This window comes from Rhizobium sp. LC145, from assembly GCF_001005825.1.
GTDB lineage: Bacteria > Pseudomonadota > Alphaproteobacteria > Rhizobiales > Rhizobiaceae > Neorhizobium.
The window spans coordinates 277168-294238 of record NZ_LBHV01000004.1; the positions used below are offsets into that span (position 1 = coordinate 277168).

The 17071-nt window shown below is 62.9% G+C and carries 21 protein-coding genes and 1 pseudogene; 12 read left to right on the forward strand and 10 right to left on the reverse strand.

What is annotated here, in order from left to right; translation table 11 throughout:
• Positions 1 to 7: 7 nt before the first annotated feature.
• The 6 genes from YH62_RS12905 to YH62_RS12930 form a co-directional block, all read right to left on the reverse strand.
• A complete protein-coding gene (locus YH62_RS12905; protein WP_046794622.1) occupies positions 8 to 226 on the reverse strand; it encodes a hypothetical protein in 219 nt (72 codons plus the stop codon).
• A 14-nt stretch (positions 227 to 240) separates the two neighbouring features.
• Entirely contained in the window at positions 241 to 1272 is a 1032-nt protein-coding gene (locus YH62_RS12910) for a peptidoglycan -binding protein (protein WP_046794623.1), read from the reverse strand.
• Positions 1273 to 1275: 3 nt separating this feature from the next.
• The gene (locus tag YH62_RS12915) at positions 1276 to 2331 is read right to left on the reverse strand and encodes a hypothetical protein (protein WP_046794624.1); all 1056 of its coding nucleotides are present in this window, start codon (positions 2329 to 2331) and stop codon (positions 1276 to 1278) included.
• Between the two features lie 109 nt (positions 2332 to 2440).
• Positions 2441 to 3241 carry an inositol monophosphatase family protein gene (locus YH62_RS12920; RefSeq protein ID WP_046794625.1) on the reverse strand — a complete coding sequence of 267 codons (801 nt, stop codon included), beginning with the start codon at positions 3239 to 3241 and terminating at the stop codon, positions 2441 to 2443.
• A 297-nt stretch (positions 3242 to 3538) separates the two neighbouring features.
• Positions 3539 to 4675: a tetratricopeptide repeat protein gene (locus YH62_RS12925; protein ID WP_046795077.1), complete on the reverse strand. Its 1137-nt coding sequence runs from the start codon at positions 4673 to 4675 to the stop codon at positions 3539 to 3541.
• An 8-nt stretch (positions 4676 to 4683) separates the two neighbouring features.
• A complete protein-coding gene (locus YH62_RS12930) occupies positions 4684 to 5337 on the reverse strand; it encodes a thiamine phosphate synthase (RefSeq protein ID WP_046795078.1) in 654 nt (217 codons plus the stop codon).
• A gap of 176 nt (positions 5338 to 5513) precedes the next feature.
• Between YH62_RS12930 and YH62_RS12935 the strand changes: the two genes are divergently transcribed.
• Complete coding sequence (locus YH62_RS12935; RefSeq protein WP_046794626.1) at positions 5514 to 5774, forward strand: metalloregulator ArsR/SmtB family transcription factor; 261 nt, start codon at positions 5514 to 5516, stop codon at positions 5772 to 5774.
• Positions 5775 to 5898: 124 nt separating this feature from the next.
• Here the strand turns inward: YH62_RS12935 and YH62_RS29465 are convergent, their stop codons facing one another.
• Positions 5899 to 6075, reverse strand: coding sequence for a DUF465 domain-containing protein (locus tag YH62_RS29465; RefSeq protein ID WP_046794627.1), 177 nt, complete (start codon positions 6073 to 6075; stop codon positions 5899 to 5901).
• A 229-nt stretch (positions 6076 to 6304) separates the two neighbouring features.
• Between YH62_RS29465 and YH62_RS12945 the strand changes: the two genes are divergently transcribed.
• The 6 genes from YH62_RS12945 (at position 6305) to YH62_RS12970 (ending at position 10165) form a co-directional block, all read left to right on the forward strand.
• Positions 6305 to 6508, forward strand: a complete 204-nt coding sequence (locus tag YH62_RS12945; RefSeq protein WP_046794628.1) for a DUF465 domain-containing protein — start codon at positions 6305 to 6307, stop codon at positions 6506 to 6508.
• 13 nt (positions 6509 to 6521) lie between these two features.
• Positions 6522 to 7013, forward strand: coding sequence for a 5-(carboxyamino)imidazole ribonucleotide mutase (purE, locus tag YH62_RS12950; RefSeq protein WP_046794629.1), 492 nt, complete (start codon positions 6522 to 6524; stop codon positions 7011 to 7013).
• 21 nt (positions 7014 to 7034) lie between these two features.
• A complete protein-coding gene (locus YH62_RS12955; RefSeq protein ID WP_046794630.1) occupies positions 7035 to 8114 on the forward strand; it encodes a 5-(carboxyamino)imidazole ribonucleotide synthase in 1080 nt (359 codons plus the stop codon).
• Between the two features lie 129 nt (positions 8115 to 8243).
• On the forward strand, positions 8244 to 8369 hold the full coding sequence (gene ykgO, locus YH62_RS12960) for a type B 50S ribosomal protein L36 (RefSeq protein ID WP_003497670.1): 126 nt from the start codon (positions 8244 to 8246) through the stop codon (positions 8367 to 8369).
• Between the two features lie 95 nt (positions 8370 to 8464).
• The gene (locus tag YH62_RS12965) at positions 8465 to 9094 is read left to right on the forward strand and encodes a hypothetical protein (RefSeq protein ID WP_046794631.1); all 630 of its coding nucleotides are present in this window, start codon (positions 8465 to 8467) and stop codon (positions 9092 to 9094) included.
• Positions 9095 to 9121: 27 nt separating this feature from the next.
• Complete coding sequence (locus tag YH62_RS12970) at positions 9122 to 10165, forward strand: alpha/beta hydrolase (RefSeq protein ID WP_046794632.1); 1044 nt, start codon at positions 9122 to 9124, stop codon at positions 10163 to 10165.
• Positions 10166 to 10221: 56 nt separating this feature from the next.
• Here YH62_RS12970 and pyk read toward each other — a convergent pair whose 3' ends face one another.
• On the reverse strand, positions 10222 to 11661 hold the full coding sequence (pyk, locus tag YH62_RS12975) for a pyruvate kinase (RefSeq protein ID WP_046794633.1): 1440 nt from the start codon (positions 11659 to 11661) through the stop codon (positions 10222 to 10224).
• Positions 11661 to 12047 (reverse strand): annotated as a pseudogene (locus tag YH62_RS12980) (DUF1036 domain-containing protein); the annotation flags it as partial. The pseudogene YH62_RS12980 and the gene pyk, both read right to left, overlap by 1 nt.
• A gap of 281 nt (positions 12048 to 12328) precedes the next feature.
• Between YH62_RS12980 and YH62_RS12985 the strand changes: the two are divergent.
• The 5 genes from YH62_RS12985 to YH62_RS13005 all read left to right on the forward strand — a co-directional run bounded on the left by YH62_RS12985 (position 12329) and on the right by YH62_RS13005 (position 16097).
• Positions 12329 to 13120: an N-formylglutamate amidohydrolase gene (locus YH62_RS12985; RefSeq protein ID WP_082118339.1), complete on the forward strand. Its 792-nt coding sequence runs from the start codon at positions 12329 to 12331 to the stop codon at positions 13118 to 13120.
• Between the two features lie 161 nt (positions 13121 to 13281).
• Complete coding sequence (locus tag YH62_RS12990) at positions 13282 to 13554, forward strand: DUF2312 domain-containing protein (protein ID WP_046794635.1); 273 nt, start codon at positions 13282 to 13284, stop codon at positions 13552 to 13554.
• 229 nt (positions 13555 to 13783) lie between these two features.
• On the forward strand, positions 13784 to 14557 hold the full coding sequence (locus YH62_RS12995; protein ID WP_046794636.1) for an amino acid ABC transporter substrate-binding protein: 774 nt from the start codon (positions 13784 to 13786) through the stop codon (positions 14555 to 14557).
• 101 nt (positions 14558 to 14658) lie between these two features.
• Positions 14659 to 15339, forward strand: a complete 681-nt coding sequence (locus YH62_RS13000; RefSeq protein ID WP_046794637.1) for an amino acid ABC transporter permease — start codon at positions 14659 to 14661, stop codon at positions 15337 to 15339.
• Entirely contained in the window at positions 15336 to 16097 is a 762-nt protein-coding gene (locus YH62_RS13005) for an amino acid ABC transporter ATP-binding protein (protein WP_046794638.1), read from the forward strand. The genes YH62_RS13000 and YH62_RS13005 overlap by 4 nt, the downstream gene beginning before the upstream one ends.
• A gap of 22 nt (positions 16098 to 16119) precedes the next feature.
• Here the strand turns inward: YH62_RS13005 and YH62_RS13010 are convergent, their stop codons facing one another.
• A complete protein-coding gene (locus YH62_RS13010) occupies positions 16120 to 17016 on the reverse strand; it encodes a LysR family transcriptional regulator (RefSeq protein ID WP_046794639.1) in 897 nt (298 codons plus the stop codon).
• Positions 17017 to 17071: the final 55 nt, after the last annotated feature.

A 17071-nucleotide genomic window follows, 5' to 3' on the forward strand; every position in this document is an offset into this window, starting at 1 on the left:
CCACCGGTTACTCTGCGGGTTTGAAGGTCCACTTCACGACATACTCGCCGTTGCGCTTCACCTTGGTCTTGGTCCGCACTTCGACCGGTCCGCCGAGCAGCACCTCCGCCTGTTCGAAAGCTTCGCGGGCTTCGGCTATGGCCTTGTGATAGGCGCTGTTGTCGCGCTTGGGGCTTTCGGCGACCGCCTTCAGGAGGGCGGCCATGTCCGGCTTGCGATTGGCCATGAATGGGTTCTTGCTCAGCGCTCGGTCAGCTTCAGTTCGATGCGGCGGTTCTGCGAACGCGCCTCCGGCGTGTCGCCCTCGGCGATCGGCTGATATTCGCCGAAGCCCGCGGCCACGAGGCGGTTCGCCGGCACCCCCTTGGAAATCAGGTGTTTGACGACCGAAGTGGCGCGGGCCGAGGAAAGCTGCCAATTGTCCCGGAAGCGGCCGGAGCCGGAAAGCTGGACATTGTCCGTATGCCCGTCGACGCGCAGCACCCAGTTGATCTCGGGCGGAATTTCCTTGGCGAGGTCGAGCAGCGCGACGGCAAGCTTGTCCATCTCCGCCTGTCCTGCGGGATCGAGCTGATCGCCGCCTGGCGGGAAAAGCACTTCCGACTGGAAGACGAAGCGGTCGCCGACGATGCGGATATTCTCGCGGTCCGAGAGGATTTCCCTGAGCCGGCCGAAGAAATCGGAACGGTAGCGGTTGAGCTCCTGCACGCGCTGGGCAAGAGCCACGTTGAGGCGTCTGCCGAGGTCCGCGATCTGGGTCTGAGAGGCCTGATCCTTCGCTTCGGAAGCCTGCAAGGCCGCCTCCACAGCGGCGATCTGGGCGCGCAGCGCGGCGATCTGCTGGTTGAGCAGCTCGATCTGGTTCATGGCGCGCGCGCTCACCTGCTGCTCTTCCGAGAGCTTGCCGGTCAGCTCGCCGATCTGCGCATTGGCGGCGTTGCTGCTGCCGGCGCCCTGGTCGAGCAGGGTCTGCAGGCGGGAACGCTCGCTTTCCGAAGTGGCAAGCGAGGACTGCAGCGTGGCCAGCATATCCTCCATGTCCTGGTTGTTGCCCTTTTCGAGCGCCAGGAGCTCCGTCAATTCGGCGATCTGGCTGTTCAGCCGGTTCAGAACCGCGTCGCGGCCGCTGATCTCGCGGCTGAGCAGATACTGCGCCAGCACGAAAACGGTGAGCAGGAACATGATGGCGAGCAGCAGCGTGGAAAGCGCGTCCACGAAACCCGGCCAGTAATCGACACCCCGCTCGCGACGGCGGTTCTTTGCGAGCGCCATCGCCTACTTGCCCCCGATCTTGTCGGAAAGCCGGTCGAGGGTCCGGCGCAGGGCCCTGGATTCCTCCTGCTGCGCCTCGATCCAGTCGCGCAGCATCTGCTGTTCGTTGCGCATGTTGCGCACGAGGCCCTGAATGCCTTCGGCAAGATTGGCCATGGCGGCAAGCGAGCGGTCGCTATGCGGCCCATCCTGGCTCTTGGCGAGCGCCGCCTGGCTGGCGGCAAGCTTGCGCAATTGCTCCGCCACCAACCGCAGATCTTCCGTCGAACCGGCGGCGCCCGCCGTTTCGATGAGCGCGGAAGGCAGATCGGAACCGACATCGGTCACGGAGGAGAGCCAGTTCTCGAGTTCCGTGTAGAAGCGGTTCTGCGCGCGGCCGGCCTGCAGATCGAGGAAGCCGAGGATCAGCGATCCCGAAAGGCCGAGCAGCGAGGAGGAGAACGCCGTGCCCATGCCGGAGAGCGGCTGGGCAAGCCCGCTCTTGATCGCCGCGAGTACGTCGCTCGATTCACCGGAATTAGGGTCCAGCGCGCCGATGACGTTGCTGATCGAGCCGATGGTCTGGATAAGGCCCCAGAAAGTGCCGAGCAGGCCGAGGAAGACCAGGAGACCGATGAGATAGCGGGACGTGTCCCGCGATTCGTCGAGCCGGGTGCCGATCGAATCGAGGATCGAGCGGAAGGCCGCGGTCGAGAGCCGCGTCTGGCGGCGGCCGATCAGCGAACGCATCGGCGCAAGCAATCTGGGTTCGCGCCCAGCCTTCTCGACGCTGCCCGCAGCCCGGAAGGAATTGAACCAGCGCACCTCCGGAATGAGGCCGATCACCTGGTTGAAGACGAGAACGATGCCGATCAGGAGGACGCCGAGGATGAGGCCGTTGAGACCCGGATTGGTCTGGAAGGCATGCGCGGCCTGCCGGTAGAGGATGGCGGAGACAAAACCGACGATGATGAGGAAGAGCACCATCGTCCAGAGGAAGGGGACGGGATTGGAGAGCTTGTAGTTGTAGCCGCGGTCCGCTTCCGCTTCGTCCAGATCGTCCACCCTCGCATCCATCATGATATGCCTTTTGCCTCCGGGTACCATTGGCCGGAGGCTAGTGGAAAAATGCGACGAATTGAAGTGTGCAGGCCGTGGAAAACACGGGACTATTGCCCGCAGATAGCGCTCAGCGGGTCGGTACCGGCCGGTTGACGACCTCGATCAGCGCCTTGTGGATGAGTTCGTTGCCGGCGACCACGTTGCCGCTGCCGAAAATATCGGTCGTGCCCTTCATGTCGCTGGTGAACCCGCCCGCCTCGCGGATGAGGATGAGGCCCGCCGCCATGTCCCATGGCGAAAGGTCGGCCTCCCAGAAGCCGTCGAGACGGCCAGCCGCCACATAGGCGAGATCGAGCGCGGCCGCGCCCATGCGCCGCATACCGGCTACCTCGCCCATCACGTGGCGCAGCTCCACCAGGAACTTGCCGTGATTGCCGCGCCCGAGATGCGGCACGCCGCAGCCGATGACGCAGTCGGAAAGCACGCGGCGGGAGGCGACACGGATGCGGCGATCGTTGAGGAAGGCGCCGCCGCCCTTTTCGGCGGTGTAGAGCTCGTCCGTCGCAGGATTGAAGATGACGCCGGCGACGATCTCGCCGTTGCGTTCGAGCGCGATCGAAACCGCGAATTGCGGGATGCCGTGCAGGAAGTTCGTCGTGCCGTCGAGCGGATCGACGATCCAGCGATGCGCGCCGTCCGTGCCCTTCACCTCCTGGCTCTCCTCGCCGAGGAAGCCATAGGTGGGACGCGCCTTGATCAGCTCCTCGCGGACGATCTTTTCTGCCCTAAGATCCGCCTGGGAAACGAAATCGCTCGGCCCCTTCACCGAAACCTGCAGGTTCTGCACCTCGCCGAAATCGCGGCTGAGAGACTTGCCGGCCTTGATGGCAGCCTGAACCATGACGTTGAGAAGGGCGGAGCGGGCCATGCGGGAAATCCTTGGCGGGTGTCCCGTATTCGTGTGATCGGGACGGACGTTTTACGGGCGATGTCGAGATTGGCGGTTCAAGACCACAAAACCGCGGGAAATTCAAGCCTTGCGACTGAGGCTTGCGTTTTGACGAGCGGCCACCAACATTGTTGTTCGTGCCATTACGGATATATCGTGGGGCAGAAGCATGGAATTGGTGTAAAGTCTCCCCTCCGGCCCTTCGCTTACGCTTCGGGCGTTCGTCGCTGAAATCGATTCATAGGATCGATTTCTCCGGCTTCGCCGGATCGCTCCTCACCCACGCCGGAACTTGTTCGCCGCGTCGATCGCCTGGCGCTGCTGGTCGTCGTTGATACCGAGATAGAAATCCTCGAGCGCCGGGTCCTGCAGGCCGGCGCGACGGGAAAGCACATACCATTTCGCCGCTTCCACCGGGTTCGGCCGCGTGCCGAGCGCGTTGATGTAGAGATGCGCGAGCTTGTTCTGGGCCACCACATTGCCGCGATGAGCCGCTATCCTGAGCCAGTCGAAACCCTTCTCGTAATCGCGCGGGCCACCGACGCCGTTCACCAGCCACAGCCCCATATCGAGCTGGGCGGTATCGAAACCGGCCATGGCGGCGCGCTCCATCCACTCGCGGGCCTGGGTCTTCTTCTCCGCCGGCGCGTCCTTGACGGCGACGTAGAGCTGCGCGACCGCATATTGCGCATCGGCAAGCCCCTGCGCGGCAGCCTTTTCGTAAAACGGCAGCGCGAGCTTCAGCCCTTTCTCGCCGGGATTGTCCGAAACCAGGATCTGCGCCCAGTTGAACTGCGCCGAGGAGTTTCCGGCCTCCGCGGCCTTGCGCATGTATTCGTCGGCCTTCGCCTTGTCATGCGCGACATGCCTGCCGCTCATCAAGAGCAGCGCATATTGGAACATTCCGGCCGGATCGCCGCGCTCCGCCGCCTGCCCGTACCAGAAGGTGGCGGCCTCCGCGTCGCGCTTGATGCCGAACCCCTTCATCATCATTTCGGCGACCAGCGTCTGGGCTGCGGCATCCCCTTTCTGGGCGCGGGCGAGCGCCAGGTCGAGCGCAGTCACGTAAAGGCCTCGCTGATAGGCGCCGTAAGCCTCATCGGCAGGCCCGGTAGCGGGCTTTTCAGCGGGCGCCGGCGGTAGTCTCGCGCCCATGCGCTGATAGAGTTCGACGCCTCCGGAAGGCACGATGCCGTCCGGCTGGGCCTCCGGCTCCTGCATGCCGCCGGCCTCCGCATTACCCTCCTGCGCCCCGACCCTTCCCTTCTTGATCGGCTCGGCGACCGGCTCCAGCGGACGCGCGACAGCCGGCGGCTGAGCTTGCGCCGCGGCAAGCCCGGGCAGGATGGCGCAGGCGAACGCGGTCGCCAGCAGCGCATCACGGATAGATCGGGTTCGGCGGTTCAGCGGCATGGGCTCCATCAAACCTCAAACCGTGGCGCTTTTTCGTCCAGCATCGCGTTGATTTCCGCAACCGCGACAGCCGCGCCGGCAGGATGGGCGAAGACCGCGGAGCGGAGGGCGACGAATTCCGCCCCCGTCTCGGCCACGGCAAGAGCCGAGGCAATGTCGCTGCCGCCCATCACGACACAGGGGATTTCCACCATCGAGGCCCACCATTCCCCGAGCGCCAGGTTCTTGGGATGCGCCTCCGGCTTGATATCGCCATCCAGCTTTCCAAAGAAGATATAGTCGGGCCTGAGCTCTCCGATCTCCAGCGCCGTATGGCGGTCGGCTACTCCGCCCGCGCCGACGATGAGCTTCGGCGTGAACTTCTCGATCGCCTCGCCGATTTCCGCGGGGCCGCCGCTCATGTGCAGGCCGTCCGCCTTCGCCCGGCCGGCCACCCGGCTATCGCCCGCGATCAACGCCGCCGCACCCGCCGCCTGAATGATCGGCACCAGTTTCTCGACCCCCTTCTGGAAGGCCTGGTCGTCAAGACCATATTGCGGCAGGATGACGGAAGATACGTCACCGCCCCGCAAAGCATCCTCGACATCCTTCGCCTGTGCTGCCGCATCCTCGCCTTCCGGCACGATCAGCACGAGGCGGCAACGGTCTTCCGGTTCGGTCATGGCATATCCTGTTTGGGCGCGGCATTTGTTTATCTTCTGGAACAATCCGATAGACCGGACGACGGCAAGGATCAACCGCTAGCCTCCGGCAGCAGAGGCACAAAGGCGAGGAAAGCTCCTGCTGCAATGCACAATAAAATCTTGCCGTCATCCGGCGTTTACCGTAAGTTCGGGGAATGACGAGCGTTGATCCCTTCGCAGCCATAGCTGATCCGAACCGGCGGCATCTGCTGGAAGAGCTTCGGCGATCCCCGAAAACGGTCAATGAATTGGCGCAGGGCCTGCCGATCAGCCGCCCCGCGGTTTCGCAGCATTTGAAGGCGCTGCTCGAAAGCAATCTCGTGACGGTCGCCGCCAGGGGAACCCGGCGGGTCTATTCCGTCAACAACAAGGGGTTCGACAAACTGAACCTCTGGCTGGATCAGTTCTGGTCGTGACACCGGCCACGACCAGAACCGTGATGATTTCCTGAAATTTATCTCGGGATTGGTTTGCCGCCTGCTTTCCCTGATACTCAACAAACCCGGCGCGGGCGGCGAAGGATGTTTTCGTTTACGACGATCAGTGGCGGGTCTTGGACCTTAGGCGCTCCATCTCGTCTTTGAGGAGCAGTTTGCGCCGTTTGATTGCTGCGATCTGTTGGTCGTCGGAAGAGGGGGACGATAGAACACTTTGCAACTCTTCTTCGAGAGCACTGTGCTTCTTTTCGAGAGATGCAAGATGAGCCTGAATGGTCATGTGGCATGTCCTCCTTTAGGTACCTGCCCCCGCCAACTCCTGGGCCGGAGGCTTCAGGTTTGCGACGGGAGTGTGACACGATCAGAGCCGTTTGTCGAAGGTCAAATCTTGTTATCGACGCGGCAAAATCGTGGCAACGCCTAACTTCCAGTTAATGGCTTTTGGTGGTAGGAGCTTGCGCACGTCGCGGCAACCAGGCAGAGACCGGAAGCGGAATAGGGACACAAACATGGCCGATCAGGAACAGGCGGATGTCAGGCTGGCGCTCGCGCGGCTCCGCCAGGAGCACGAGGATTACGACGCTGCCATCAACGCCATGATCCAGGTCGGATGCGATGCCCTGCGAATCCAGCGAATGAAGAAGAAAAAGCTCGCGCTGAAGGACAAGATGAGCCAGCTCGAGGACCAGATCATTCCAGATATCATTGCGTGAGGAGGGCAAGATCATGTCGCCGGAAAGACCTGCGGTAGCCATCATCATGGGGAGCCAGTCCGACTGGGAAACCATGAAAAACGCCGCCGATACGCTGGAAGCGCTGGATATCGGCTACGAGGCGCGTATCATTTCGGCGCATCGCACGCCCGACCGCCTGGTGAGCTTCGCCAAGGGCGCCCGCGAGGAAGGTTTCCAGGTCATCATCGCCGGCGCGGGCGGAGCCGCCCACCTGCCGGGAATGGCCGCCGCCATGACCCCGCTGCCGGTTTTCGGCGTACCGGTGCAATCGAAGGCGCTTTCCGGCCAGGACAGCCTGCTTTCGATCGTGCAAATGCCGGCCGGCATTCCGGTCGGAACGCTGGCGATCGGCAAGGCCGGCGCCATCAATGCCGCCCTGCTCGCAGCCGCCGTGCTCGCCCTGCAGGATGACGATATCGCCGATCGGCTCGATGAATGGCGCCTCCGCCAGACGGCCACCGTTGCCGATTATCCGATCGATTGAGTGCCCGAGAGTGAAGACCGCATGACCATCAGGACGATCGGCATCATCGGCGGCGGACAATTGGGCCGCATGCTTGCCGCCGCCGCCGCGAGGCTGAATTTCCGCACCGTCATCCTTGAGCCGCAGCCAGACTGTCCAGCCGCCCAGGTGGCGAACGAACAGATCGTCGCCGCCTATGACGACCCCGCTGCCCTTGCCAAACTCGCGCGCCGCTCGGACGTCGTGACCTATGAATTCGAGAACGTGCCGGTCACCGCCGCCGAAGCGCTGCAGAAGACGGTTCCCGTCCACCCCCCCGCCAAGGCGCTGGAAGTCTCCCAGGACCGGCTGACCGAGAAGACGTTCCTCAATGCCTGCGGCATCGAGACGGCGAAGTTCCATGCCATAGACAGCCAGGCCGATCTCGATGCGGCGCTTGCCGATTTCGGAGGCAAGGGCGTGCTGAAGACCCGCCGCTTCGGCTATGACGGCAAGGGCCAGCGCGTCTTCCGCTCGGCTGGAGACGATCCGGCCGGGACATTCGAGGCTCTGGGCGGCGTGCCGCTCATCCTCGAGAGCTTCGTGCCGTTCGAACGCGAAGTGTCGATCATCGCCGCGCGCGGCAAGGACGGCAGGGTTTCCTGCTACGACCCGGCGGAAAACGTCCACAGGAACGGCATTCTCCACACCTCCACCCTGCCCGCCCGCATTTCGGAGGATGCGGCGCAAGCCGCCCGCGAATCGGCGGAGAAGCTGCTCGCCGCGCTCGATTACGTCGGCGTCATCGGCATGGAGTTCTTCGTGATGGCGGATGGCCGGCTGATCGCCAACGAGATCGCCCCGCGCGTCCACAATTCCGGCCACTGGACGGAAGCGGCCTGCGTCATCTCCCAGTTCGAGCAGCATATCCGCGCCATCACCGGCCTTGCCCTTGGCGATTCGTCCCGCCATTCCGATTGCGTGATGACGAATCTGATCGGCGACGACCTTCATGCCGTGCCCGAATGGCTTGCCCGAAAGGACGTGCTGGTGCATCTCTACGGCAAGACGGAAGCCCGGCCCGGCCGGAAAATGGGGCATATCACCGAATTGAAGGGCCGGAAAACGCCCTCGCAAGGTTGACAGGCGCGATAGCTCGGGTTATCTGCACCCCCAACTGAGAGCGCGCCCCTCGCACCAACAGGCGGCGCGCTTTTGATTGATAGAAAGACAAGCGGCCTGAAAAGGCCCACAGACTGCTGGACCAGTACAATGAAGATCAAGAACTCGCTCAAGGCGCTGAAGGCTCGTCATCGCGATAACCGTCTGGTTCGCCGCAAGGGCCGCGTATACATCATCAACAAGCAGAACCCGCGCTTCAAGGCCCGTCAGGGCTGATCGATACCGGCAGCTTTTGCGCTGCCGCTGATCACATTGTCGATAACGCGACAATTCGGGTTTGAACTTCAGCGCATGCGGATTACCTTATCCGCATGCGCTGTTTTCGTTTCGCGACCTTGATTCTCGGCACTGCCCTTCTCGCCACGCCCGGTTGGGCGCAGGCGCCCGATGCGGTAGCTCCCTCCCCGGCTCCCGAGGCGACGGCACCTTCGCCCGCTCCGCAGGCGGAAGCCCCAGAGCCCGCCAATCCGCTTGATCCGCTGTTCGAGGCGCTGAAGCGCGAGCGAAACCCGGAAAAGGCGCGCGGCATTGCAAGCCAGATAGCCGCCGAGATGAGCGATTCCGGCAGCCCCACCGTCAACCTCTTGATGCAGTGGGCTTCCACCGCCGCGGAGGAGAAGCGCAACGCCGCCGCGCTCGATTTCCTCGATCGGGCAACGCTGCTGCAGCCGGCCTATACGGAGGCCTGGAACCGCCGCGCCACCCTGCATTACACCATGGGCAACAAACGCAAATCCATGGGCGACATCAACGAGGTGTTGAAGCGCGAGCCTCGCCATTTCGGCGCGATCGCCGGCATGGCTGCGATCCTCACCGAGGCCGGAGAGGATGAACTCGCTCTCAAGGCCTGGGAACGCTATCTCGAAGTCTACCCTGCCGATCGCGATGCGCAGGAGGCGGTGACGAAAATCTCCGAGAAGCTTGCGGGCAGCAGGACGTAACAACCGGCCGCTGCTATATTGCCTTCCATGCTCCTCCTGCCTCTCGTTTTCGCCGGCCTGATCGCAGCCGCCTTCGGCTTCTCCGCCTGGAAGGCCTCCGCCATTGAGGCCGAATTCCCGAATGCAGGCGAACTCGTGGACGTGGGCGGGTTTTCGATGAACGTGCTGCACGTCCCCGCCCGCGCCCCGGCGGAGTGCCCGCCGATCGTCTTCATCCATGGCGCAAGCGGCAATCTCAAGGATCAGGAGACCGCTTTCCGCAGGCCGCTTGAAGGCCGCGCCGAACTTCTTTTCGTCGATCGCCCCGGCCACGGCTATTCCGAACGCGGCGGGCAGGAGAACGGCTTTCCGGATGGGCAGGCGGCGGCGATCGCAAGGCTGATGGAGAAGCGCGGCATCGGGCGCGCCATCATCTGCGGCCACTCCTTCGGCGCGGCGATCGCCGCGAGCTTCGCCCTTCATCATCCGGAAAAGACACTCGGCCTCCTCCTTCTTGCGCCCGCCACGCATCCTTGGCCAGGTGATATCGATTGGTACTACAAGCTCGCCAGGCGCCCCCTTTCGGGCTGGCTCTTCAGCCGCCTGCTTGCGCTGCCGGCTGGACTGGCGCTGATCGAGAGCGCCACCCGCTCCGTCTTCCACCCCAATCCGCGACCCGAGACATATCTTTCGGAAGGCGCGCCGGCTCTGGTGCTGAGGCCCAGGGCATTCCGTCACAATGCGATCGACGTGGCCAATCTGAATGAATACGTGACCCGCGTTTCGCCGCGCTACCGCGAGATCACGGCTCCGACGATCATCGTCACCGGAGACAGCGACGCCATTGTTGCCGAGGAAATCCACTCGCGCGGCCTCGCCCGCGATATCGCCGGTTCCGAACTTGTCTTCATCCGCAATCTCGGTCACAAGCCGGATTACATGGCGACCGACGTGGCAATCGCGGCAATAGAGAAACTCTCCGGGTTCGAGCGGGACCTTGAGGCCGCCGCGCGCATTGCCGAAGCGAGGCTCGCCCCTCGTGCAACGGAACTCGAGCCGATCATCGACCTTTCGATCGAAAAGACCTCATAAAGAAATGGACCCGCCGGATCGCTCCGGCGGGTCCTTTTCTTGAACCAGGCTTGTGTTTAAACGCCCGTCTGGCCGTCCGAGCCGATATAGGCGATACGCAGCATGTTGGTGGCACCGGGAGTTCCGAGCGGCACGCCCGCCGAAATGATGATCCGGTCTCCCGGCTTGCCGAAACCTTCCGACACAACGATGCGGCAGGCCCGGTTGACCATGTCATCGAGATCAGTGGCGTCATGCGTGACGACGCAATGCAGGCCCCAGCAGATGGAAAGCCGCCGCGCCGTCTGGATGATCGGCGAAAGCGCGATGATCGGCACCTGCGGCCGCTCGCGCGCGGCGCGCAGGCCAGTCGTGCCGGACGAGGTATAGGTGACGATTGCCGAGAGCTTCAGCGTTTCGGCGATCTGGCGGGCGGCAAGCGAGATGGCATCCGCCCCCGTCGCCTCCGGCGTGGCGCGCTGGGCATAGATGATGGTCGGATAGAGCGGGTCCTGCTCCACCTGGCTGGCAATGGCCGTCATCATCGAGACCGCCTCGACCGGATACTGGCCCGAAGCGGATTCGGCCGAGAGCATGATCGCATCGGCGCCTTCGAAAACGGCGATGGACACGTCCGAAACTTCGGCGCGGGTCGGAACCGGCGCGGTAATCATCGATTCCAGCATCTGGGTGGCCACGACGACCGGCTTGCCGGCGCGCCGACACAAGCGGGTCAACTGCTTCTGGATGCCCGGAACGGCTTCGATCGGCATTTCGACGCCGAGATCGCCGCGCGCCACCATGACCGCATCGGAAAGCTCGATGATCTCGTCGATGCGCTCCAGGGCCTGGGGCTTCTCGATCTTCGACATGATGCCGACGCGGCCGCGGGCGATCTTGCGCACTTCGGCAAGGTCGTCCGGCCGCTGCACGAAGGAAAGCGCCACCCAGTCGACTTCGTCCGTAGCCAGCACGGCGTCGAGATCGACGCGGTCCTTGTCGGTCAGCGCACCGACGGGAAGCAGCGTATCGGGCAGGCTCACGCCCTTGCGGTCGGAAATGCCATTGCCGGCGATGACGGTGCAGACGATGCTCTTGCCGTCCGTCTTTTCGGCCTTGAGCGTCAGCTTGCCGTCGTCGATCAGCAGTCGGTGGCCCGGTTTGACGGCTTCGAGAATTTCCGGATGCGGAAGGAAGACGCGGGTTTCGTCGCCCGGCTCGTCGCGATTGTCGAGCGTGAAGGTCTGCCCGGGCGCCAGCGCAACCTTGGTCGCGGCGAATTTGCCGACGCGCAGCTTCGGCCCCTGGAGGTCCGCCAGAATGCCGATCGGCCGGCCCGAGCGGGCTTCCACGGCACGGATGCGCTTGATCAAGCTACGCATCACGTCATGGCTGGCATGGCTCATGTTGATGCGGAAGAGGTCGGCGCCTGCCTCGTGCAGTTTCTGAATCATCTCCTCCTCGGACGAGGCGGGACCCAGCGTCGCGAGGATTTTCACTTTACGATTACGCTTCATCAATTCTGGCCTTCCTGCGTAGCAGGCGTATCGGAAAGCTGGACCATCCAGCTTCCCTGTCGTCCGGTGTCGTATTCCTTGAAGCCCATCCGCTGATAGCCGCGGGCAAAGCAATCCTGAACACCGCCGATCTTGAACTCGTTTTCGGCGACGCACATGTTCACGTCGCCCGTCCAGCGGCCGCCGCGGGCGGCATCCTCCGCGTAAAGGTAGTAGTAGCGGGATTTCAGCTCGCCCTCGATCAGCGTGGCGCAGGTGGAGGCCGGCACCTGCCACCAGCCTTCGGTGGTCCAGCCTTCCTCGGCCCGGTAGCCGATCGCGACACCGACCAGGTTCTGGGTCCCGTTGCAGACGCGGAAATCCGCATGCGCGGCATCGGCAATAAAGAGGGGCGCACCGAGCGCCGCCGCGAATGCCAGTGCCGGGAAAGTTGAGAAGGAGCGGATGGGAAAAACGGAGGATCTCTTCGACACGGTTTCCGATGGGACTCCATGGTTATTCGTGAGAGACTTTCTTCGCGCGACAGGTTCCGAAAGTCAACGAAGGTCTAATCGATTATAGGCTTCTTCCCGGTGGAACACCTTCATGCGAACGCAGCTTGCGCCGGCATCGCCCCCGTGTCATCAACACCGATCGGTTCGGGACTTCGGGATTACCTTTTCCACATATGCAGGACTTCATTCCTTTCGAAATCATAGAAGGCGATTATGACAGCGGCATGGTGCTCCTCGCCGACCATGCGATGAACCGCCTGCCGCAGGCCTATGGAAGCCTCGGCCTGCCCGACGAGGCCTTCCGGCGTCATATCGCCTACGACATCGGCATAGAGGGCCTGACGCGCAGGCTCGCCGCCACGCTGAACGTGCCCGCCGTGCTGGGCTGCTTCTCCCGCCTGCTGATCGATCCGAACCGCGGCGAGGATGACCCCACCCTCGTCATGAAGATTTCCGACGGCGCGATCGTTCCCGGCAATTATCCGATCACCGATGAGGAATGGAATTTTCGCCTCGATACCTATCACCGCCCCTATCACCGCGCGGTGGAGAGAACGCTCGCGAAGGCGGGCGCATCCGGCCGGGCGCCGCTCGTGCTCTCGCTGCATTCCTTCACGCCGGCCTGGAAGGGCGTGCCCCGCCCCTGGCACGCCGCCGTGCTATGGGACAGCGACCATCGTGCCGTGCTGCCCTTCCTGGAACTCCTGCGTCAGCCCGGCGATATTCTGGTCGGGGACAACGAGCCCTATGACGGCGCGCTGCGCGGCGACACCATGTACCGGCATTGCATGACGTCCGGCACGCCGCATGCGCTCCTGGAGGTTCGGCAGGATCTGATCGGCGACGAGGCCGGCATCGAAGCCTGGGCGGAACGGCTTGCGCCGATCTTTGCCACGCTCAACGCCGATCCCGCCTTGCACGAATACAGAGTGTTTCCCTCGCGTACCGGGCCGTACCCGGCGTGAAAATCTCCACCAGTCCGAACCCGAGGATGCTCAAAAAGCCGCATTCGGCGTGAACAAACCCGCGCATGGTTGATCTGTCGGGGATTCGCCCTTGACCTTGCGGCGGCTTTTCGGCAGTTGACGACCACTCATTCGAATTTTCAAAGATCAGGAGACACTCGATGTCTGATGCACATGGCGTCGCCCGCGACCAACTCCGCGCATTTGTCGAGCGCATCGAACGGCTGGAAGAAGAAAAGAAGACGATCGCCGACGACATCAAGGACGTCTATGGCGAGGCGAAGTCCATGGGCTTCGACACCAAGATTCTGAAAAAGGTTATCGCGCTTCGCAAGAAGGACGAGCAGGAGCGCATGGAAGAGGACCTGATCCTCGATACCTATCTGCAGGCGCTCGGCATGATCGAGGCACCGCAGGACCAGGACGCCGCCTGATCGGCACGCGCCCCATCCGATACCTTCAACCCGCCGGGCTTCCCGGCGGGTTTTTGTTTGCCTCGCGCCCCTGAACTCTTGAAGCTTAGCCTCGCTCCACCCGGCTTGCGGCAAGCTTGAGAAAAATATTTGCATCTGCCCGTTTTCTTTGCAGTTTTCTTTCCTTCGAAGCTTCCCATTTTCTGCGATGTATGCGCCACCATCTGCCAGCTTCGAAAGGATTAATGAAATGAGTTGGTTGAAAACCATTGCCGCTGCCACGCTGATCCAGGCGGCAGCCCTGATGCCGGCGCTCGCTGGCGAAAATCTCGCCGCCATCAATTCCGCCGGCGCCATCAAGATCGGCACCGAAGGCACCTATGCGCCCTTCACCTATCATGATGCGACCGGCAAGCTCGTCGGGTTCGACGTCGAGATCGGCGAGGCGGTCGCCGCGAAGCTGGGCGTCAAGGCCGAGTTCATCGAGGGAAAATGGGACGGGCTGATCGCCGGCCTCGACGCCAAGCGTTACGATGCGGTCATCAATCAGGTCGGCATCACCGAGGCTCGCAAGCAGAAGTATGACTTCTCCGAGCCCTATATCGCCTCGAAGGCCGTCCTGATCGTCCGGGAAGACAACGAGGACATCAAGGGCTTTGCCGATCTCAAGGGCAAGAAGTCTGCCCAGTCGCTGACCAGCAATTTCGGCAAGCTCGCCGAACAGGCCGGCGCCGAGCTCGTCGGAACGGACGGCTTCGATCAGTCCATCCAGCTCGTGCTGACGCGCCGTGCCGATGCGACGATCAATGACAGCCTCTCCTTCCTCGACTTCAAGAAGCAGAAGCCCGACGCGCCGGTGAAGATCGCCGCCGAGCAGGAAAACGCCGAATATTCCGGCATCATCATCCGCAAGGAAGAGCCGGAGCTTCTGGAAGCCATCAACAAGGCGCTGGCCGACATCAAGGCCGACGGCACCTACCAGAAGATATCGGAAAAGTATTTCGGACAGGACGTTTCGAAATAGGTTGAAGTGTCCTGCGGGTTTCCCGCGCAACCAACATGAACTATTAGTTCGATGCGTCCGGCCGCCGGCCGGACGCCTATCATTTTTTGAGGGGTCGCATCGTGCCGCACTGGCTTCAACTGATGGCGGATTCGCTGCCCACGCTTCTGTGGGCCGGTATCAAGTTCACGATCCCGCTGACGCTGCTTTCCTTTTTCTTCGGCCTCATTCTCGGCCTGGCCACTGCGGTCGCGCGCCTGTTCGCCCCCGCGCCCGTTGCGCTCGTCGCGCGTTTCTATGTCTGGGTCATTCGCGGCACGCCGCTGCTGGTGCAGCTCTTCGTCATCTTCTATGGCCTGCCCAGCATCGGCATCCTGCTCGATGCCTTCCCCGCGGCACTGATCGGCTTCACGCTCAATATCGGGGCATACAGTTCCGAGATCATCCGCGCCGTTATCTCCTCCGTGCCGAAGGGACAGTGGGAGGCCGCCTATTCCATCGGCATGTCGTGGCGCCAAGCCATGAGCCGCACGATCATGCCGCAGGCCGCACGCGTCGCCGTACCGCCTCTTTCGAACACTTTCATATCGCTGGTGAAGGATACCTCGCTGGCCGCGGCGATCACCGTGCCGGAGCTTTTCCAGGCTGCCCAGCGAATCGTCGCGACGAGCTATGAGCCGCTGATCCTCTATATCGAGGCCGCACTCATCTATCTCGTCCTGAGCTCAGTGCTATCCGCACTGCAGGTCCGCCTGGAACGGCGTTTTGCCCGCTATGGCGGCATGCTGGAGGCAAACACATGATCGAGCTTTCGGATATCGAAAAGCGTTTCGGCGATTCCGTGATCCTGAAGGATATCAGCCTCCGCATTCCGGAGGGCAGCGTCACCGCCCTTGTCGGTCCGTCCGGCGGTGGCAAGAGCACGCTGCTGCGCTGCATAAACCTCTTGGAAATCCCGACCGCCGGCTCCATCCGCCTCGGCGAGGAACGGCTGGACTTCCAGCCCGGCAGGAAGGTCGGCTGGCAGGCGATCCAGAAGATCCGTCGTCAGACGGGCATGGTCTTCCAGAATTTCCAGCTATTCCCCCACCGCACGGCGATCGAGAACGTCATGGAAGGGCTGGTCACCGTTCTCAAATGGCCGAGGGAAAAGGCGCAAGCTCGCGCCATGGAACTGCTGACCAAGGTTGGCATGGCCCATAAGGCCGATGCCTGGCCATCGACGCTTTCCGGCGGGCAGCAGCAGCGTGTGGCGATCGCCCGTGCGCTGGCGCCCTCGCCGCGCGTGCTTCTCTGCGACGAGCCGACCTCCGCTCTCGACCCGGAACTCTCCGCGGAAGTCGTCGACGTGCTGGGCAGGCTTGCCAATGAGGGGACGACCATGGTGATGGCGACCCACGACCTGCGCCTGGCCTCCCGCATCGCGCATGCCGTCGTTTTCCTGGAGGCCGGCAGGGTTGTCGAGACCGGCAGCGCCCGGTCGATGTTTACCTCCCCAGAGCATGAGCGCACGAAGCAGTTCATCTCGACCATCAACGCCGCCCATAGCTACGATATCTGAACTCCGGCCCACCAACCGGCGCTCAGGCAGGATCGCCCCCGAATTCCTCGACCAGGAAGTCGAGGAACACCCTGAGCTTCGGGGCGAGAAACCGCCGGGACGGGTAGATGGCATAGAGGTTCGTGTCGGCCGTGGACCAATCCTCGAGCGCCGTTTGCAGCAATCCCTTTTCCAGATCCTCCTGAACATAGGAGCGCGGAATGAGGCTGAGGCCGAAGCCGGCGCGCAGCGCGTCACGAACCGCGAGGCTCGACGTCACCTTGTAGCGGCCGTTGATGGCGATGCGCGCCACGCGGTCCTCCTTCCGGAATTCCCACATATCGGCGCTGCCCGAGAGGCTGAACTGGATGCAATCATGCCCCGCCAGTTCTTCCGGCGTCGCCGGCCGCCCGAAGGCCTCGAAATAGGAAGGTGCGGCACAGACCACATGCGGCATGGAGGCAAGCTTGCGGGCGATCAGGCTGGTGTCCTCCAGCTGATCTCTGCCGCGGATGGCGATGTCATAGCCTTCGCTCACGATATCCACGCGCCTGTCGTCGAGGTTGAGATCGAGCGACAGGTCGGGATATCGCGAAAGAAACCGGGGGATCGCCGCCGATAGCCGCGTCAGGGTCACCGTCATCGGGGCCGCCACCTTGAGCAGTCCGCTCGGCGCGTCCTGGAGCGGCCCCATGGCACGGTCGGCCTCCTTCAATCCGTCCAGGATGCGCGCGACATGGTCGAGATAGACCACGCCCGCCTCGGTAAGGCTGACCCGGCGCGTCGTGCGGTTGAACAGGCGGACGCCAAGATGCGTCTCCAGTTCGTTGATGTTCTTGCTGATGGCGGGCGGTGAGAGACCGAGCCGCCGCCCGGCTTCGGCGAAATTCTTCAGTTCCGCTACATGCCGAAACACATTGAGCGCGGTTAGTCGATCCACTTTTATTTCCTATTGGTGAATAATCATATCACCATATAGCTTATTATCCCCGGCA

What these genes read in the sequence shown, in the direction of transcription:
- YH62_RS12910 (WP_046794623.1), bottom strand. Translation starts at nt 1,272, where the DNA reads ATGGCGCTCGCAAAGAACCGCCGTCGCGAGCGGGGTGTCGATTACTGG.
- ykgO (WP_003497670.1), top strand. Translation starts at nt 8,244, where the DNA reads ATGAAGATCAAGAACTCGCTCAAGGCGCTGAAGGCTCGTCATCGCGAT.
- YH62_RS29465 (WP_046794627.1), bottom strand. Translation starts at nt 6,075, where the DNA reads ATGACCATTCAGGCTCATCTTGCATCTCTCGAAAAGAAGCACAGTGCT.
- YH62_RS12995 (WP_046794636.1), top strand. Translation starts at nt 13,784, where the DNA reads ATGAGTTGGTTGAAAACCATTGCCGCTGCCACGCTGATCCAGGCGGCA.
- YH62_RS12915 (WP_046794624.1), bottom strand. Translation starts at nt 2,331, where the DNA reads ATGATGGATGCGAGGGTGGACGATCTGGACGAAGCGGAAGCGGACCGC.
- YH62_RS12990 (WP_046794635.1), top strand. Translation starts at nt 13,282, where the DNA reads ATGTCTGATGCACATGGCGTCGCCCGCGACCAACTCCGCGCATTTGTC.
- YH62_RS12930 (WP_046795078.1), bottom strand. Translation starts at nt 5,337, where the DNA reads ATGACCGAACCGGAAGACCGTTGCCGCCTCGTGCTGATCGTGCCGGAA.
- YH62_RS12955 (WP_046794630.1), top strand. Translation starts at nt 7,035, where the DNA reads ATGACCATCAGGACGATCGGCATCATCGGCGGCGGACAATTGGGCCGC.
- YH62_RS13005 (WP_046794638.1), top strand. Translation starts at nt 15,336, where the DNA reads ATGATCGAGCTTTCGGATATCGAAAAGCGTTTCGGCGATTCCGTGATC.
- YH62_RS12945 (WP_046794628.1), top strand. Translation starts at nt 6,305, where the DNA reads ATGGCCGATCAGGAACAGGCGGATGTCAGGCTGGCGCTCGCGCGGCTC.
- purE (WP_046794629.1), top strand. Translation starts at nt 6,522, where the DNA reads ATGTCGCCGGAAAGACCTGCGGTAGCCATCATCATGGGGAGCCAGTCC.
- YH62_RS12985 (WP_082118339.1), top strand. Translation starts at nt 12,329, where the DNA reads ATGCAGGACTTCATTCCTTTCGAAATCATAGAAGGCGATTATGACAGC.
- pyk (WP_046794633.1), bottom strand. Translation starts at nt 11,661, where the DNA reads ATGAAGCGTAATCGTAAAGTGAAAATCCTCGCGACGCTGGGTCCCGCC.
- YH62_RS12970 (WP_046794632.1), top strand. Translation starts at nt 9,122, where the DNA reads ATGCTCCTCCTGCCTCTCGTTTTCGCCGGCCTGATCGCAGCCGCCTTC.
- YH62_RS12935 (WP_046794626.1), top strand. Translation starts at nt 5,514, where the DNA reads ATGACGAGCGTTGATCCCTTCGCAGCCATAGCTGATCCGAACCGGCGG.
- YH62_RS12965 (WP_046794631.1), top strand. Translation starts at nt 8,465, where the DNA reads ATGCGCTGTTTTCGTTTCGCGACCTTGATTCTCGGCACTGCCCTTCTC.
- YH62_RS12920 (WP_046794625.1), bottom strand. Translation starts at nt 3,241, where the DNA reads ATGGCCCGCTCCGCCCTTCTCAACGTCATGGTTCAGGCTGCCATCAAG.
- YH62_RS12925 (WP_046795077.1), bottom strand. Translation starts at nt 4,675, where the DNA reads ATGCCGCTGAACCGCCGAACCCGATCTATCCGTGATGCGCTGCTGGCG.
- YH62_RS12905 (WP_046794622.1), bottom strand. Translation starts at nt 226, where the DNA reads ATGGCCAATCGCAAGCCGGACATGGCCGCCCTCCTGAAGGCGGTCGCC.